Origin of the sequence: Novosphingobium sp. UBA1939 (assembly GCF_002336885.1) — a bacterium.
In the GTDB taxonomy this organism is placed as follows: Bacteria; Pseudomonadota; Alphaproteobacteria; order Sphingomonadales; family Sphingomonadaceae; genus Novosphingobium.
The window spans coordinates 1-15,375 of record NZ_DDFB01000167.1; the positions used below are offsets into that span (position 1 = coordinate 1).

16 protein-coding genes and 1 pseudogene are annotated in these 15,375 nt (G+C 67.5%); 4 read left to right on the forward strand and 13 right to left on the reverse strand.

Annotated elements, in window-relative coordinates:
- The 3 genes and pseudogenes from B3547_RS21880 to B3547_RS21890 form a co-directional block, all read right to left on the reverse strand.
- Positions 1-199: pseudogene (locus B3547_RS21880) on the reverse strand (HslU--HslV peptidase ATPase subunit); the annotation flags it as partial.
- Between the two features lie 112 nt (positions 200-311).
- Positions 312-881 carry an ATP-dependent protease subunit HslV gene (hslV, locus tag B3547_RS21885; RefSeq protein WP_124811318.1) on the reverse strand — a complete coding sequence of 190 codons (570 nt, stop codon included), beginning with the start codon at positions 879-881 and terminating at the stop codon, positions 312-314.
- Between the two features lie 71 nt (positions 882-952).
- Positions 953-1,450 (reverse strand): outer membrane protein assembly factor BamE, encoded by a 498-nt coding sequence (locus B3547_RS21890; protein ID WP_124811319.1) that lies wholly within the window; start codon positions 1,448-1,450, stop codon positions 953-955.
- 214 nt (positions 1,451-1,664) lie between these two features.
- On the opposite strand from B3547_RS21890, the gene B3547_RS21895 reads away from it, so the two are divergent.
- The 3 genes from B3547_RS21895 to B3547_RS21905 are packed head-to-tail and all read left to right on the forward strand — an operon-like array spanning position 1,665 to position 4,236.
- Positions 1,665-2,198: a ubiquinol-cytochrome C chaperone family protein gene (locus B3547_RS21895; protein WP_292967053.1), complete on the forward strand. Its 534-nt coding sequence runs from the start codon at positions 1,665-1,667 to the stop codon at positions 2,196-2,198.
- Positions 2,195-2,728, forward strand: coding sequence for a YceD family protein (locus B3547_RS21900; protein WP_292967056.1), 534 nt, complete (start codon positions 2,195-2,197; stop codon positions 2,726-2,728). Before B3547_RS21895 ends, B3547_RS21900 begins: the two co-directional genes overlap by 4 nt.
- Positions 2,729-2,769: 41 nt before the next feature.
- Positions 2,770-4,236, forward strand: coding sequence for an MATE family efflux transporter (locus tag B3547_RS21905; protein ID WP_292967084.1), 1,467 nt, complete (start codon positions 2,770-2,772; stop codon positions 4,234-4,236).
- 284 nt (positions 4,237-4,520) lie between these two features.
- On the opposite strand, the gene B3547_RS21910 is transcribed toward B3547_RS21905, so the two are convergent.
- From B3547_RS21910 to B3547_RS21930, 5 genes are all read right to left on the reverse strand, one after another.
- A complete protein-coding gene (locus B3547_RS21910) occupies positions 4,521-6,191 on the reverse strand; it encodes an ATP-binding protein (RefSeq protein WP_414690607.1) in 1,671 nt (556 codons plus the stop codon).
- 132 nt (positions 6,192-6,323) lie between these two features.
- Positions 6,324-7,085, reverse strand: coding sequence for a TIGR02186 family protein (locus B3547_RS21915; protein WP_125953938.1), 762 nt, complete (start codon positions 7,083-7,085; stop codon positions 6,324-6,326).
- Entirely contained in the window at positions 7,082-7,996 is a 915-nt protein-coding gene (locus B3547_RS21920; protein WP_124809314.1) for a sulfite exporter TauE/SafE family protein, read from the reverse strand. The genes B3547_RS21915 and B3547_RS21920 overlap by 4 nt, the downstream gene beginning before the upstream one ends.
- 81 nt (positions 7,997-8,077) lie before the next feature.
- Complete coding sequence (locus B3547_RS21925; RefSeq protein WP_292967064.1) at positions 8,078-9,226, reverse strand: hypothetical protein; 1,149 nt, start codon at positions 9,224-9,226, stop codon at positions 8,078-8,080.
- Positions 9,227-9,228: 2 nt separating this feature from the next.
- Positions 9,229-10,599 carry a glycosyl transferase family protein gene (locus B3547_RS21930; RefSeq protein ID WP_292967066.1) on the reverse strand — a complete coding sequence of 457 codons (1,371 nt, stop codon included), beginning with the start codon at positions 10,597-10,599 and terminating at the stop codon, positions 9,229-9,231.
- A gap of 330 nt (positions 10,600-10,929) precedes the next feature.
- Here B3547_RS21930 and B3547_RS21935 point away from each other — a divergent pair, with 330 nt between their 5' ends.
- Positions 10,930-11,385, forward strand: a complete 456-nt coding sequence (locus B3547_RS21935) for a Dps family protein (protein WP_124809317.1) — start codon at positions 10,930-10,932, stop codon at positions 11,383-11,385.
- A gap of 39 nt (positions 11,386-11,424) precedes the next feature.
- Here the strand turns inward: B3547_RS21935 and gspN are convergent, their stop codons facing one another.
- From gspN to gspF, 5 genes are all read right to left on the reverse strand, one after another.
- Positions 11,425-12,153, reverse strand: coding sequence for a type II secretion system protein N (gspN, locus tag B3547_RS21940; protein ID WP_292967069.1), 729 nt, complete (start codon positions 12,151-12,153; stop codon positions 11,425-11,427).
- Positions 12,150-12,632: a type II secretion system protein GspM gene (gene gspM / locus B3547_RS21945; protein ID WP_292967072.1), complete on the reverse strand. Its 483-nt coding sequence runs from the start codon at positions 12,630-12,632 to the stop codon at positions 12,150-12,152. The genes gspN and gspM overlap by 4 nt, the downstream gene beginning before the upstream one ends.
- A complete protein-coding gene (gspL, locus tag B3547_RS21950) occupies positions 12,629-13,777 on the reverse strand; it encodes a type II secretion system protein GspL (protein WP_292967075.1) in 1,149 nt (382 codons plus the stop codon). Before gspL ends, gspM begins: the two co-directional genes overlap by 4 nt.
- Positions 13,778-13,783: 6 nt before the next feature.
- Positions 13,784-14,209: a type II secretion system major pseudopilin GspG gene (gene gspG, locus B3547_RS21955; RefSeq protein ID WP_414690606.1), complete on the reverse strand. Its 426-nt coding sequence runs from the start codon at positions 14,207-14,209 to the stop codon at positions 13,784-13,786.
- A 23-nt stretch (positions 14,210-14,232) separates the two neighbouring features.
- Positions 14,233-15,375: type II secretion system inner membrane protein GspF (gspF, locus tag B3547_RS21960; protein ID WP_292967081.1), on the reverse strand; the 1,143-nt coding region annotated here is incomplete at its 5' end.

The window sequence follows — 15,375 nt, forward strand, 5'->3', positions numbered from 1 at the left end:
TCTCGGTCTTGCCGCAGCCGGTCGGCCCGATCATCAGGATGTTCTTTGGGCTGACCTCGTCGCGCAGGTCGGCCGAGAGATGCTGCCGCCGCCAACGGTTGCGCAGCGCCACGGCGACCGCGCGCTTGGCGTCCTGCTGCCCGACGATATGTTCGTCCAGCGCGCGGACGATGGCCTTGGGGGTAAGGTTGTCTTTCATTCTGAAGCTCCCCCCTCCCGCTTGCGGGAGGGGATGGGGGTGGGTCTTTGGGGTGTAGCGTCTTGGACCGCCCACCCCCGGCCCCTCCCGCAAGCGGGAGGGGGGATGATGCCTATATGGTTTCCACCGTCACGCGGTCGTTGGTGAACACGCAGATATCGGCCGCCACCTGCATCGCGCGGCGGGCGATCGTCTCGGCGTCGTCCTCGTAGTCGGTGATCGCCCTGGCGGCGCTGAGCGCGTAGTTGCCGCCAGAGCCGATCGCGGCAATGATCGCGTCGTTCTTGGCTTCAGGCTCCAGCACATCGCCGTTGCCGGTCAGCACCAGCAGCGTCTCCGCGTCGGCCACGATCATCAGCGCTTCCAGATTGCGCAGGTACTTGTCGGTGCGCCAGTCCTTGGCGAGTTCCACCGCCGCGCGCATCAGCTGGCCGCGGTGCTGCTCCAGCTTGCGCTCCAGCCGTTCGAACAGGGTAAAGGCATCGGCGGTCGCTCCGGCGAAACCGGCGATCACGTTGCCGTCGCCGATCCTGCGGACCTTGCGGGCGTTCGGCTTCATCACCGTGTTGCCCATGGAAACCTGACCGTCGCCGGCAATCACCGTGCGCCCGTTCTTCTTCACCCCGATGATGGTGGTGCCGTGCCACTGGATCAGGCCGTGGCTCGCCCTGCTGTCGTCCATGACCGCGATATGGGGAATGCCCCCGGCTGTTCAAGTTGGCGGCGGTTCAAGCCGGCCGGGAACGACCAGGATCAGCTTCCGTTCGGACCGGACCCGCCCGGACGGCCGCTCTGGCCCGTCGCGCCCGGCACCGCGCCAACCGCGCCGATATTGCCGAACAGATCCTCGAAGAAGCTGCGGTCGCGGCCCAGTGTCGGCGTCTTGTCGCGATCGGGATTGATCCGCACGACCTTTTCCATGCCGCCCCGTTCGACGCTGGCGACATTGCCCGCCGCATCGAAGTTCACCTTCATGATGAACTCGGCATTGGTGCGCGGCCGGGTGAACGGCCTCTGCTTGGTGTCGATCGACACGTAGTACCAGGTCGGCTTGCCGAACTGGCTCTTGAACGTCGGCTGCCCCAGCGCCTTTTCCACGGAAAGGCGGTTGTCCACGCCCGGCTGCACCGAATCGGTCAGCGCGGGATCGATCAGATAGCCGCGATGGTCGCGAATGCTCGAACATCCGCCGGCCAGCACCGCAAGCGTCACCGCCGCAACGCCCCGCACCATCAGCCGATTATCGCGCATTCCCGAACTCCGCTTCTCGATCCGGGCCTCAGGCCCGGCTATGGCAGGCATCCCGTTTGCCTTCGCGCCCGGGTTCCCTATATCGCGCAAGCCTTAGGGGCCAAACGGCGGAACCGCAATGGACAGCGCGATGCCACGTGGCCACAGGCGATTTAATCGGTCCTGAACGAATCCCGCAAGCCGTGCGGGCAGGACCGCAGGGAAGGAAGTTCCGATGTCGTTTCTAGCCCGGCTGTTCGGCCCCGGCCGCGATGACCGCGCCACCGTGCGGCCGTTGTGGCATGCCGTGGTCGCCGCCTCGCGCGGGAAGGCGTGGTACGCGGAATTCGGGATCGCCGATACGCTGCCCGGCCGGTTCGACGCGATCACGCTGGTGCTCAGCCTGGTGCTGCTGCGCATGGAACGCGAACCGGCGCTGGTGGAACCGTCGGTGCGGCTGACCGAACTGTTCGTCGATGACATGGACGGGCAACTGCGCGAAAGCGGCGTGGGCGACATGGTGGTGGGCAAGCACATGGGGCGGCTGATGAGCACGCTGGGCGGCCGGCTGGGCGCCTATCGCGATGCGCTGGCGACGGCGGACGACAGCGCGCTGAGCGAGGCGATCACCCGCAATGTCACGCTGGTCGACGGCCTGGCGGACGAAGGTACGGGACCGCAGGCGCTCGTCGGCCGGGTCCGCGCGCTCGCTGGCGCGCTGGACGCCGTCCCGGCCGAACGCCTGCTTGCCGGGGAGATCCCCGCATGACCGGCACCCCCGAACTCAGCCGGATGATCGACATCCGCCAGATCACCGGCGCCCCCGTGATGGTCGAACCCGATGCGGACGAGCGCCGCCGCCTGGCCGGCCGCTTTGGCATCAGCGCGATCGACACGATGCGCGCGGACATCCGGCTTTCGGTCGAAGGCGAAACCGTGCTGGCGCGAGGCCGGCTGACCGCGTCGATCATCCAGCCCTGCGCCATTTCAGGCGAGGATTTCCCGGTAGCGATCGACGAGCCGATCCTGCTCCGTTTCGTGCATCCCGGAGCGGAAGGAGCGTCCGAAGACGAAATCGAGATCACCGCGGACGATTGCGACGAGATCGAATACGAGGGGATGACGTTCGATCTGGGCGAGGCCGTGGCGCAAAGCCTCGGTCTGGCGATCGATCCTTTCGCGGAAGGCCCCGAAGCGGACGCCGCGCGCCAGAAGCACGGCCTTGCCGGAGAGGAAGCCTCCGGCCCCTTTGCCGCCTTGGCCGCGTTGAAGGCCGGAAAATCCGACCTGAACGATTGAGGAAAGCACTGGTGACCGATCCCGCCGCTTCACCGCCAGCGATGGCGCAGCCCTCAGCGTCGCGCCCGGCAGCGCCCGGCGGCCATCGCGATCTGACCAAGGGTCCGATCCTGCGCACGCTGCTGCTGTTTTCCGCGCCAACGCTGGCCGCCAACATTCTCCAGTCGCTCAACGGATCGGTCAATTCGGTCTGGGTCGGGCGGCTGCTGGGCGAAAGCGCGCTGGCGGCAACGGCCAACGCCAACGTGGTGATGTTCCTGGTCTTCGCCGCGGTGTTCGGCTTCGGCATGGCGGCGACGGTAAAGGTCGGCCAGGCGTTCGGCGCGCGGAACATCGACGCGGCACGGCGCACCTTCGGCACGGCGCTCGGGTTCTGCCTCGGGCTTTCCCTGTGCGTCGCCACGGCCGGCTGGATATTCGCGCCGGCGCTGCTGCACGCGATGGCTACGCCCGGCGAAACCTATCATTTTGCGCTGACCTATCTGCGCGTGATCTTCGTGGCCATGCCGGCCTCGATGATTACGGTCATGCTGGGCATGGGCCTGCGCGGATCGGGCGATGCGCAGACGCCGCTCAAGTTCATGATCCTGTCGGTCGTGCTCGACATCGCGCTGAACCCGCTGCTGATCGCGGGCATCGGCCCGTTTCCCCGCCTGGGCATCGCCGGTGCGGCCACCGCCACCGCCACTGCGTCCTACGTCTCGATGCTGGCCATGGTGACCTGGGTCTATGCCCGTGACCTGCCGCTGCGGTTGCGCGGAGCGGAGCTGGCCTATCTGATCCCGCAACGATCCGAACTGGGCTATATCGTGCGCAAGGGCCTGCCGATGGGCGCGCAGATGCTGCTGATCTCGGCCGCCGGGATCATCATGATCGGGCTGGTCAACCGCGAAGGCGTGCTGATCAGCGCGGCTTATGGCGCGTCGCTGCAACTGTGGACCTACCTGCAGATGCCGGCGATGGCGATCTCGGCGGCGGTCAGCGCCATGGCCGCGCAGGCCATCGGCGCCGGGCTGTTGCACCGGCTGGGGCAGATCACCCGTTCGGGCGTGCTGCTGAACTTCGCGATGACCGGGGCGATGACGGTGATCCTGCTGCTGTTCGATCGCGGTTCGCTGGAACTGTTCCTCGGCCCGAACAGCCCGGCGGTGGACGCCGCGCGGCACATTCAGTTCCTGGCGAGCTGGAGCTATGTGCTGTTCGGCGTCACCATCGTCCTGTTCGGCACGATGCGCGCCGGCGGTGTGGTGATCGCGCCACTGATCGTGCTGGCCATCGCGATGTATCCGGGACGCCTGGGTTTCTACTACCTGGCCTATCCCCACATCGGGGCGGACGCGCTGTGGCTGGCCATGCCGTTCGGTTCGGTCATCGCTACTTCGCTGGCCCTCTACGTGTACAGCCGCTCTGGCTGGCGCACGCGCAGCCGCGCAATTTCCGAACTGGAAGCGGAGGAGGAAACCTGCGCCGATGGCGATGTGGCGGGCCGGATGACGCCCACGCTGTAGGCGCTGCCGCGCTTCGACTTAGGGTCAGGACCCATTACTGGCGCGGTTGAGGTTTGACGCAAAATGGCCCGGCGCAAGGAGGAGGGGCGCAGGAATATGTCGATATTTCAAGCCGCTCCGACGCAGCGCTGGGCCATTTTGCGTCAAATCCCTGCGGGACGCCCAAATGGCTTCCATCTCGAACCGAAAGGCGCTTGCAAAGGCAACCAGCCTTCGCGGCGCGCCTTTCGGCCCGATATGTTCGCCATTTGGACGCCTCGACCGCGCCAGTAATGGGTCCTGACCTAGCGGCTTTGCGATCGCCAACGCTGCACCGTGCGCTGCACGGCCATATCCTCGCCGCCCGAACGCGCCCAGAGTTCGGAGAACGAAGGGTCGGCGGAAGCAGGACGCCGCGCCTCTTCGAGATCGTCGAACGACAGCCGCACCGGGATCGAAACGCCTTCGCCGCAGATGATGCATTCGCGATTGCGCAGCGCCGGGATGGCATCGAGGAAGCCCCGCGCGCCTTCGGGCATGGCCGCGCGCACGAACGCCTGGTCGCGCTCGTTGTTGAGGCGCATCGAGATGATCGTGCCGCACTGCGACAGCACGCCTTCGGCAAGGTCGGACGGACGCTGCGTGATCAGCCCCAGCGAGACGCCGTACTTTCGCCCTTCCTTGGCGATCCGCGACAGCACTTTTGCCGCCGACGAATTGCTCGCCACGCGTTCGTTGGGCACGTAGCGGTGCGCTTCCTCGCAGACCAGGAGGATCGGCTGCGTCTCTTCGTCGCGCGACCATATCGCGTAGTCGAACACCAGCCGGCTCAGCACCGCGACCACGGTCGAGGTGATTTCCGAGGGGATGCCCGAAACGTCGATGATGGTGATCGGCTTGCCGCTGGCCGGCAGGCGGAACACCTTGGACAGGAAGTCGACCATCGTATCGCCGACCAGCATCCCCGAGAACATGAACTGGTAGCGCGGATCGCCCTTGATCTCGTCGACCTTGGCCTTGATCCGCATGTAGGGGATCGCGCCGTGGCCCTTGTCGAGCTTGCCCATCTCGTTCTGGAGCACCAGCAACAGGTCCGAGAGCAGATAGGGTATCGGCGAATCCACGGTGATCCGGCCAACCTGCTCGGCCAGGCGGTTCTTCATCCGTGCCTGCAACAGGCACTTGGCCAGGATATCGGCATCCAGTTGCCGCTCGGCGCCCTGCGTGGTCAGGAACACCTCGCAATGTTCCTCGAAATTCATCAGCCAGTACGGCATCTGCAGGTTCGTCACGTCCAGCAATTGCCCGGTGTGGCGGAACGCCTGTGCATATTCGCCATGCGGATCGATCATCACGATATGGCCATCGGGCGCCATCTCGCAGATGCGGTGCAGGATCAGCGCGGCGCTGGTCGACTTACCGGTGCCGGTCGATCCCAGCAGCGCAAAGTGCTTGCCCAGCAGCGCGTCGATGTAGACACCCGCGCGGATGTCGCGCGTGGGGAACACGGTGCCGATGACGATGCTGGACCGGCCATCGCTGGCATAGACCTGCCGCAAGTCTGCGCTGGTCGCCGGATAGACCAGCGCGCCCGGCACCGGAAAGCGCGTCACGCCACGCCGGAAGCCGTAAAGCCGCCCGGTCAGGCGTTCCTCGTCGCCTTCGCCCAGGAAATCGATCTGCGCGATCACGCCGCCTTCGAACGCCGCATCCTGCCGCTGGTTGCGCACCGTGGCCAGAAGCCACGAATTGCCCACGCGGATCTTCACCGGACAGCCGACCTGGCCCGACAGCGCGACGGAAGCGTCGTCATCGCCCATGCATTCCTTCAGCCGCGCCAGATCGATGCCGATCACGCCACCCGACCCCGAGACATCGGCGACGAAGCCGATCGGCTTGCGCGCATTTTCGTGGCTGTTCGCACGAAGATCGGCGGGCTGGGCGGGCGACCCGGTTTCGAAACCCTGCATGCTCATTTCCGACATCACCCAATACCTCGAGCCGATCACGCGTGACCGTCGGGAGGTAATCCAGCTCGGTTAAAATGAGGCTAATGAAGGAGATGGCGCGGTTCTTGACACCGCCAACGCCCGCCTAGGGTCCTGACCCTAGACCAGCGCGAAAAGGCGGCCGGCGATCCAGCCCATCGCCACCGACACCAGCACCGCGAACAGGCCATAGAGCAGCCCGTTGCGCTGGGCATTGACCGCCACGAACCGCTCGAACCCCTCCTTGGTCACCTCGACCCGGGTAATGGCCGACGCGACGACCCTGCCATCGCGCACCGCGAAGGTTTCGGCAGTGTAGGTGCCGGTCAGAACGCTCGAAGGCAGGGCGATGCGGGCTTGGTACAGCACCTGCCCGCTGATCTTCACCGCGCCTTCGTCCTGCCGGTACAGCCCCTGCCGCTGCATCAGGTCCACAAGCCCCGCGGAAAAGCGCTTCTGTTCGGCGGGATCGATCACCCCGATCGGCGAAAGCTGCAACCACTTGAGCCCCAGTTCGTAGATAGCCGCCGTCTTGTCGTCCACGATCCGCGCGATCGGGCGAGACGAGGCGATCGCGTAATAGCTGGGGGCGGAGCGGAACTCGGTGCTGGCGGCATTGATCCACATGCCGGCGACCTTCTGCTTCTCGCGCAGCACGATCGACCGCACCGGCCCTTCCAGCACCACGATGATATCGTAATCCTGCGCCGCGCGCGTGCCTTCCGGGCTGAGGATCGCACCGAACAGCAGCAAGTCGGCCCCGGTAAAGCCCTGCCGCACCTGCACTTCGTGCTGCGAGATTTCCGGCACCAGAATCGGATCACGCGCACCGCCGAGCAGAAGCAGGCACAGTACCAACAGGGCGGACCGCAGCGCGATCACAACGGGATCACCGTGTAGATTTCGTCCGGCCGGTAGCCGAGCCCCAGCGCCATCCGCAGCGCCACCCCCAACACGATCACCGCCAGGATCAGGCGGAGTTGTTCGGGCTTCGCCTTCTGCGCGAACTGCGCGCCGATCTGCGCGCCCGACACCGATCCCACCAGCAGCAGCACCGCCAGCACGATATCGACGGCGCGCGTCGTCAGGGCGTGCATCATCGTCGTCGCCATGGTCACGAACAGGATCTGGAACAGCGATGTGCCGACCACCACGCCCACGCTCATGCCCAGGATGTAGAGCATCGCGGGCACGAGGATGAACCCGCCACCGATCCCCATCAGCATGGTGAGAATGCCCGTGGCCATGCCGAGCAGCAGCGGCGCCAGCGGCGAGATGTACAGGCCCGAGCGGTAGAAACGCCAGCGCCACGGCAGGCTGGCCACCAGCGGATGGTGCCGTCGCTTGCGCGCGGGAAGCGCGATGCCAGCCTTCTGCGCGCGCAACGCGGTGATGCTTTCGTGCGCCATCAGTCCGCCGATGCCGCCCAGCAGCAGCACGTACAGGATGTTGATGACGGTATCGATCTGCCCCAGCGACTGGAGCAGACGGAACAGCAGCGCGCCCAGCCCGGTGCCGATCACGCCCCCGGCCACGAGCACCGCGCCCATCTGATAATCGATGCCACCGCGCCGCGCGTGCGCGAACGCCCCCGAAACGCTGGCGCCCGTCACCTGGCTGGCGGCCGATGCGGCGGCGACCGTGGGCGGCACGCCATAGAAGATCAGCAAGGGTGTGGTCAGGAAACCGCCGCCCACCCCGAACATGCCGGACAGCAGGCCCGTCAGCGCGCCCAGCGCGACGATGACCAGACCGTTGACCGACAGGTTGGCGATCGGAAGATAGACGTCCATTACTGTCACGGCGTAGCGCAGCGCGACCGGCTTGGGAACGGCGGGCGCGCCTCTTTCCGAACAGTTTTCAGCCTTGTTCTGTCAGAACCCCGTGGCCAGGGTCAGCGCCGGTCCCGATCCCGGCGCCGCTTGGCCCGCCACGCGGAAGCGCCAGTCGGCGGAAAGACGCAGGGGAAACCGGCCACGTTGCACCACCAGGCCCGCGCGCGGGCCAAGGTCAAGCCGGACCGCGCCCTTCTGCCCCCCGCTCCACACTCCGCCGCCTGCGCGCAGATCGATCCCCCGCGCCAGCGGAACCAGGGCGCGGTCCACCACCGCCTGCGCGTCGAAGAAGGGTGTCGCCCCGGCACCGCCGACCCATCCCGCCTGGGCGTAGACATCGCTCCTCAAACCCAGCGGAAGGGTGATCGGAGGCAGTTCGGTGACCGCCGCGATCGATGGCCGCAGCCGGGTGGCAAAGCTGCCCTGCTGCAATCTTCCCTCCACCAGCAGGGAAACCGGCATGGTCGGAACGGGGCGTGCCGAAAGCCCCAGCGCCAGTTGCCGGTCATCCACGTCGGACCGCACCGCCCCTGTAGCGCGAAGATAGGCCGTCAGCCGGTGCCGTTCCTGCGGCATGATGCGATAGCGCAGAACGCCGCCGGCCTGGCTGCCGCCATAGGCGGGCAGGCCGGCGGCAAGCGCTGTCCCGCTGCTGCCACGGCGCAGGAGGAACCATGCATCGCCAGACCAGCGCGCGTGGGGCGCGGGTGACGCCCCGGCAGGCACCGCATAGGCTGCCGGCAAGGGATCGGTCCGCGTCGCGACGGCGGGGGCCCGCTGGACGTCGTCGCGTCCGTGCGGTACCTCGCCCGGTGGCAAGGACCATCCCCAACCGCTTGCCCTGCTGGACCCTGCGAAGGCTGCATCGGCCGCGCCTGCCCCCTGGCCAACCAGCCATGGCCGCCGTTCCGCTTCCCGCACGGGAGCCATCCCGCCTGACGGCTGCAGCCACATCGAGACGAACGGAACCGACATCGGCGCAGACGACGCGACAGCCGCTTCCGTGGGAACCATCGGCGCCATCTTCCCCGGTGGCGCCAGCGTTTCGGGAGAGGGCAAGGCCAGCGCCATGGTGCGCAGCGCAATCCAGCCAGCCAGCACGAGGGCAAGCGACAGTACCGGCGATCCTCTCCTTCGCGATCCGGTTTCGGCGCCCCCGGTATGGACGCCTGCACCTGCCAGAGCCATCGTCATATCCGGGTTGCCAGTGCGGGATGGTCATGATGGCTGGTGTGATCCCACGCCGTCTGGCCGTGCCGGAGCGACGCCAGATAGGCCATCAACGCCCGCCGCCCGGCCATGATCGCGATCACGTTGGAGACCGGCGCTCTCAACACCGCCCTCACGCCTTCCGCCAGATCGTATTCGCGCGCCGTGAAAACGCCGCGTACCAGCAAACGCCAGCCGAGAAGAAACGCATTCACGCCGATCAACCAGCGCAAGACATGCCCCAGCGGCACGGGTTCATAGTAGCCCAGAGCCCGCCCGATCATCAGGACCGGCGCCAACACGAGCAGAACATAGGCGGCAAGAAGCACCAGCGCATCCAGCGGCCCGCGCCGATCGCGCAAGCGCATCCACAGTTCGGCCGGCCGCAACCGCCAGCCCAGACGGTCCCACCCCTGAAACGCGATGCCATGCATCCAGCGCGTCTTCTGGCGCACGGCCTGGTCCAGCCGCGCCGGGAAGAATTCGCGCGTGGCGACAAGGTCCCCGCGCGCATCCCGGACCCGCAGGAAGCGGGAGCGTCCGCCTTCCTCCCCGATCAACAAGCCGCATTCATAGTCTTCGGTCAGGCATTCGGGCGCGAACGGCTGGCTCGCGCCACGCCGCGCCGCCACGGTTTCCAGAGCCGTGCGGGAAAACGCGCACCCCACGCCGGCCGCCGGCAGCCCCGCGCCCAGCCAGTCGCGCACGACCATGACCTTGCCATGCGCCTCGGCGAATTCATCGCAGTAATGCCCTCCGATCCAGCGCGATGTGCGCTGCGGCTCCGGCCTCACGGGCAACTGGACGAAGTCCGCCTCGTCCAGCGCGCTATCCAGCAGCGAAAGCGCCGCCGGGTGCACCATGTCCTCGGCATCGTGCAGGATCACGCTGCGCACGCGGAAGCGGCCGCGCCGCTCGTCTTCGCACATCGCTTCGTAAAGCCGGTTGAGACAGTCTGCCTTGGTGGTGGGGCCATCGCGATCGTGGACGACGATCCGAAGGCGATCGTCGCGGGTGGAAGCGATCGCGGCGGCCAGCGTCGCCGGATCGTTGCGATAGCATCCGACGTAGAAGCGCATTTCCGCATGGGGCCATGCATCCAGGCTGTGCCGGATCATGGCTCCCACAACGTCCTGCTCACGCCAGGCCGGGACCAGCACCGCCGCAATTCCGCGCAAGGGCTGATCCGCCGGCCCTTCCAGCCTCCCCGTGCGGGCGCGGCCCGAGAGACGCAGCCACAGCCACAGCATGTCTATGCCAAGATCGTCGGCAGCGCCGATGACGAACCAAACCGCCGCGAACAGCAGCAATTCACGCTCGACAAGCCCGAGCGCGTACAGCGTTGCTTCCATCGGCATCCATCCCCCGCCTGCTGCATGGGCCAATGCGAAAAATTCGGAACAATATCGCTATGTGGCGATCAGACTAGGTCCACATGGCACCGCTGACAATGCATCCGAACCGGATGGATGCCTCGGATTTGGCGGAAATGCTGGACTTTTCAGAGGTGGCAATGCGCTTGCACGGCTTTTTCAACACGCTGAAATAATTACCAAAACCAAAATAACCCCACGCTTTTATCGACGCGATCGATCATCGTTACGCGCATTTCCCGTGAAACAAACGGCGCTGGGAAGCGTATACGGATGCCATCAACATCCAACCGCAGGAAAGGGATTCCCATGCCGGGCGACAATGCGAAGAAGGCGCTGATCGACAGCCTGAACGGCCTTCTTGCCGATTACTTCACGCTCTATCTCAAGACCAAGAACTTCCACTGGCACGTCTCCGGCCCGCACTTCCGCGATCTGCACCTGCTGTTCGACGAACAGTCCGCCGAAATCTTCGCGCTGACCGACATCATCGCCGAACGGGTACGCAAGAACGGCGGGGCGACGCTGACCTCGATCGGCGCGATCGCCGGCAAAGCCTCGATCAAGGATGACGACCGCGCCAAGGTCGACGCCATGAACATGGTCAAGGTGCTGCGCGACGACAACGCCAAGCTGGTCGAGGCGATCCGTGGCGTGAAGGCGGCGGCCACCGAAGCCGGCGACAACGCGACCGAGGGCATGGCCGACGACTGGACCGATCAGGCCGAACGCCGCGTATGGTTCCTGACCGAAGTGCTCGCCTGAAGAATACCGGCCTGAAGAATACTGGCCTGAAGCAGGCGGTCAGAACGTTCCGCCGGTCCGGAAGCCGATGCCGCCGGGCCGGGCGGAAAAGCCCTGATCCACCAGAGGGCCGCTGATCTCCACGGGCAAGCCCGCGAGCGAGAGATCGGCGGTCCACCCGCCGGTGCCTGCCACCTTGAGCAGCAAGTGGGCCATGCCGCCACTATCGGCCATCGGCACGACCAGCGCGCCATCCTGGCACCGCGCCTTGCCCGTTAGCGGTAGCGGCCGGGGCATCAGCGCGCTCACCGGGGCCAGCGTCACCGTCAACGTGCCGGATGCGGACCGGCACCGCCCATCGGCGAAATCGACCGCGAACTGATCGAAGCCGATCGTGCTGGCTGGCAATTGGCCGAGGCCTTCGGGCAAGGGCAGGGAACCGGTGGCATCGGCCAAACGCAGCCCGCCCGCGCCGCCTCCGATCCGCGCGCGCAAGGGCGCTTGCCCGGTCCCCGCTGGCCGTTCAAGCCACGTCTCCGTCCGGCCGATCAGCAGCGGCAACGGGCGCAGACCCGCATCGACGGTCCCCACCGGCACCGGGCCAATCCGCAGGTCATAGGCCCGGCCCCACCATACCGGCCCGTCGACATAGCGCGCCGACAAGGCCCCGCCGCCCCACCCCAGCACGATCCGCAGAGGCATCAGCACGACCAGCGCGGCGAGGAACACCGCGATCAGCACCGGCACCGCGCGGCGCGGCATCGCAGACGTCTTGCTGACCACAGTCATATGCCACTCCGGCGCAAGGTGGCATTCACCGCTACCGATCCGTCGGGCGCGGGCGTGACGGTCAGCGTATCGACAATCACGCCCGTGCCCGCCAACGCATCAAGCCAGGCGAACACTGCGGCGGGCCGCGCCGAAGCGATGATGATCGCGGTCGTGTCGCTGCCGCGCGGCTGGTTGGATTGCAGCACAAACCCGGCCTGTTCGGCACTGGCGGCGACCGCCTGTTCTACCGGCCCCGTCCCTGTACGCGAGGCCGGGCCGGCGGGCCGGGCATCGAGCAGCCGCAGCGCCGCCATCAGCCGTTCCGTGCGCTGCACCGACGCCACATGGCGCGCATCGGCAGCGTCGAAGGCGCGCCCCACGGGCAGCACGATGCCGTAGATCAGCACGGTCAGGCCAGCGAGCGCGCCGGCAATCGTCACGAGCGTCCGTTCGCGCGTGGTCAGCCCCGTGTACCAGGCTTGCACCCGCGCGATCATGGCGCCCGCACCGTAATGGTAACCACCGTCGCCCCGGTCGGATCGGAGGCCAGCGACGGCGGCACGGTCACTTTCCAGCCCGCGTTCTGCAAGGCAATCAGCACGGCGTTGACATCCTCGGCGCGCGGCGCCGCCGCGGTGAACCGCAGCGTGCCATCCGCGCTGTAGCCCAGATCGCGCAGCCGGATCGACGGCACCGGCTGCATCGCCGCCAGCACCGCCGCCATCGGCGCGGTGAAGTTCGCCGCGCCCTGCCCGCGCTTTGCCATGTCCGCCGCCACCAGCCGCTCCGCGCTATCGAGATCGCTCGCCGCCGGAAACCGGCGTTGCGCCAGCGCCAGTGCGTCCCGCTCGCGCGTCGACGCCGCCAGCTCCCACTTGGCGATCCACACCAGCATCAGCACCAGCACCAGCAGCGCCACGACCGCCGCCATCCGCGCCAACTGCCCCCCTTGCATCCCGCTCAGGAAACCCGGCCCGCGTGGCGCATAAACACCCTGCCGCAAGTTCACCGGCGGCGCGCGATGGATAGCCAGCAAGCGCGCGTCGAGCGTTTCGGCAGCGAGCGCCACCGTTCCCGCGCCATCGGCAAGAAGGCCGGTCAGGGCGGGTTCGCCGGCAAAAGCGGCAGCGGGCGTGCGCGCCAGCGGCTCGTCGCCCAGTTCCGCCACCACCATTCCGGCATCGGGGCGCGGCAGCACCAGCGCGGCCGGAACCAGCGCCGCCGCATCGAGCCCCGCTTCGGCCAGTTCCGCCAGCCAGCGGTCCATGTCATCCGCATCGACCGTCACGCACAACAGACGGCCTTCCGCTGCCGCGGCGGCGGCATGGCGGCGCGCGGAACCGATCCCCTGCGCTTCGGCCTCCAGTCTGGCGGCGGCGATCGCCTGTGCGGGCGGCATGTCGGGCATCGGTTGATCGCGCACCGGCGCCCGCGCGGCCGGCACCAGCGCCGTCACCACGCTGCCTTCCGCCAGCCGCCCCCACGGCGCGGTTTCGGCATCGGCCAGGAACGACCGTTCGCGGCCCAGACCGCCCTGTTCCACGCGCCACCAGCGCCAGCCGCCGCCAGAGCGGGCCGGCAACAGCACGATCAGGCCGTCCGGCGGCCCGTCGGGCACGGAAAAGGCGCTTGCCGCATCCATCGCGGATCAGGCCTTGCCCGCGTAGATATCGGCGTTCAGATCGCTGCCGCCGGGCTGCCCGTCCGCGCCCAGCGAGAAGATATCGAAGGGCTTGCCATCGCGCCCCGGCACCTGGAACTGATAGGGATGTCCCCAAGGATCGTTCGGCAGATCCTTCACATAGCCGCCGCTGCGATAGTTCTGCGGCAGCGCGAGATTGGCGGGCGGGGTCTTCAGCGCGGCCAGCCCTTCGCCCTGTCCCGGATAAGTGCCCATGTCGAGCCGGTACATCTCCATCGCCTGATCCAGCGTGGCGATGTCGCTCTGCGCCTTCACCACGCGCGCCTTGTCGGTGCTGGGCAGCACGTTGATCAGCACCACCGTCGCCAGCAGGCCGATGATGAACAGCACCACCATCAGCTCCACGAGCGAGAAGCCGTTGGGCGCGGGCAAGCTGCGTTGGTTTCGCATCGTTCCTAAAGTCCGGTCAGGTTCTGAAGCTGCAGGATCGGCAGCAGGATCGCAAGAATGATGAGCGCGACCAGCGCGCCCATCACCACGATGATGGCGGGCTCCAGCAAGGCCATCGCCGCGCTGGTGAAGCTTTCGAACTCGCGCTCGAGATATTCCGCCGCGCGTTCCAGCATGGGGCCAAGCTGCCCGGCCGCCTCGCCGCTCGCCGCCAGATAGACCAGCAGCGGCGGGAACGTCTCCGCCTCGCGCAGCGCGGTGGACAGCGAACCGCCCGCGCGGACCCTTTCGGTGATCGCTTCCAGCGCCTGCCGGTGGACGGTGTTGTGCACGGTGCGCGTGGCCAGCTTCAGGCCATCGACCAGCGGCAGCTTGGCCTCGATCATCGTCGCCAGCGTGCGGGCGAGGCCCGCCGCGTGGACATCGCGCAGCAGCCGCCCGGCGAACGGCAGGCGCAGCAGCAGACTGTCGCAGCGGTAGCGGAACGCCGGCCGCCGCAGCGCGCGGGCAAAGCCGAACGCCGCCAGCGCCACCACGATCAGCAAGGCCCACCACCACTGCGCCAGGAACTGCGAAACCGCGATGACCACGCGCGTCAGCAGGGGCAGTTGCCGGCTGGCGTTGTCGAACTGTTCGACCACGCGCGGCACCACCGAGATCATCAGCCCGGTCACCACCAGCAGCGCGACCAGCGACAGCACCACCGGATAGGCCAGCGCCGCCACGATTCTCCCCCGCACTTGCGCCTGCCGTTCCAGCAGGTCGGCCAGCCGGTTGGCGATGGCGGGCAGCGTGCCGGAGTTTTCCCCCGCCGCGACCATCGCGCGATAGACCGGGGGAAAGCTGGGCTCCTCGCGCCGCATCGCCTCGGCCAGCGGCAGCCCTTCCACCACGCCGGCGTGGACGCTCGACAGGATCGCGCGGGCGCGCGGCTGCTCGGTCTGCCGCGCGATCGTGCGCAACGCTTCCTCCAGCGGGCTGACCGTCATCAGCGAGGCGATCTGGCGGGTAAACAGCGCCAGTTGCTTGGCCGAGAGGCGCGGCGCGAACAGGGCGATGCCGCTGGTGGAAATCGCCGCGCGGCGGGCCGAGGCGGCGGCGTCCGGCCCGATCCGCACGACATGCCAGGATCGCGCGGCCAGCTTCTC

Excerpts from the sequence above, each read along its gene's own strand:
- B3547_RS21930 (WP_292967066.1), bottom strand. The coding sequence starts at position 10,599 with ATGGAAGCAACGCTGTACGCGCTCGGGCTTGTCGAGCGTGAATTGCTG.
- gspL (WP_292967075.1), bottom strand. The coding sequence starts at position 13,777 with ATGGATGCGGCAAGCGCCTTTTCCGTGCCCGACGGGCCGCCGGACGGC.
- B3547_RS21905 (WP_292967084.1), top strand. The coding sequence starts at position 2,770 with ATGGCGCAGCCCTCAGCGTCGCGCCCGGCAGCGCCCGGCGGCCATCGC.
- gspM (WP_292967072.1), bottom strand. The coding sequence starts at position 12,632 with ATGATCGCGCGGGTGCAAGCCTGGTACACGGGGCTGACCACGCGCGAA.
- B3547_RS21890 (WP_124811319.1), bottom strand. The coding sequence starts at position 1,450 with ATGCGCGATAATCGGCTGATGGTGCGGGGCGTTGCGGCGGTGACGCTT.
- B3547_RS21920 (WP_124809314.1), bottom strand. The coding sequence starts at position 7,996 with ATGGACGTCTATCTTCCGATCGCCAACCTGTCGGTCAACGGTCTGGTC.
- B3547_RS21895 (WP_292967053.1), top strand. The coding sequence starts at position 1,665 with ATGTCGTTTCTAGCCCGGCTGTTCGGCCCCGGCCGCGATGACCGCGCC.
- B3547_RS21925 (WP_292967064.1), bottom strand. The coding sequence starts at position 9,226 with ATGGCTCTGGCAGGTGCAGGCGTCCATACCGGGGGCGCCGAAACCGGA.
- B3547_RS21900 (WP_292967056.1), top strand. The coding sequence starts at position 2,195 with ATGACCGGCACCCCCGAACTCAGCCGGATGATCGACATCCGCCAGATC.
- B3547_RS21910 (WP_414690607.1), bottom strand. The coding sequence starts at position 6,191 with ATGAGCATGCAGGGTTTCGAAACCGGGTCGCCCGCCCAGCCCGCCGAT.
- gspN (WP_292967069.1), bottom strand. The coding sequence starts at position 12,153 with ATGACTGTGGTCAGCAAGACGTCTGCGATGCCGCGCCGCGCGGTGCCG.
- hslV (WP_124811318.1), bottom strand. The coding sequence starts at position 881 with ATGGACGACAGCAGGGCGAGCCACGGCCTGATCCAGTGGCACGGCACC.
- B3547_RS21935 (WP_124809317.1), top strand. The coding sequence starts at position 10,930 with ATGCCGGGCGACAATGCGAAGAAGGCGCTGATCGACAGCCTGAACGGC.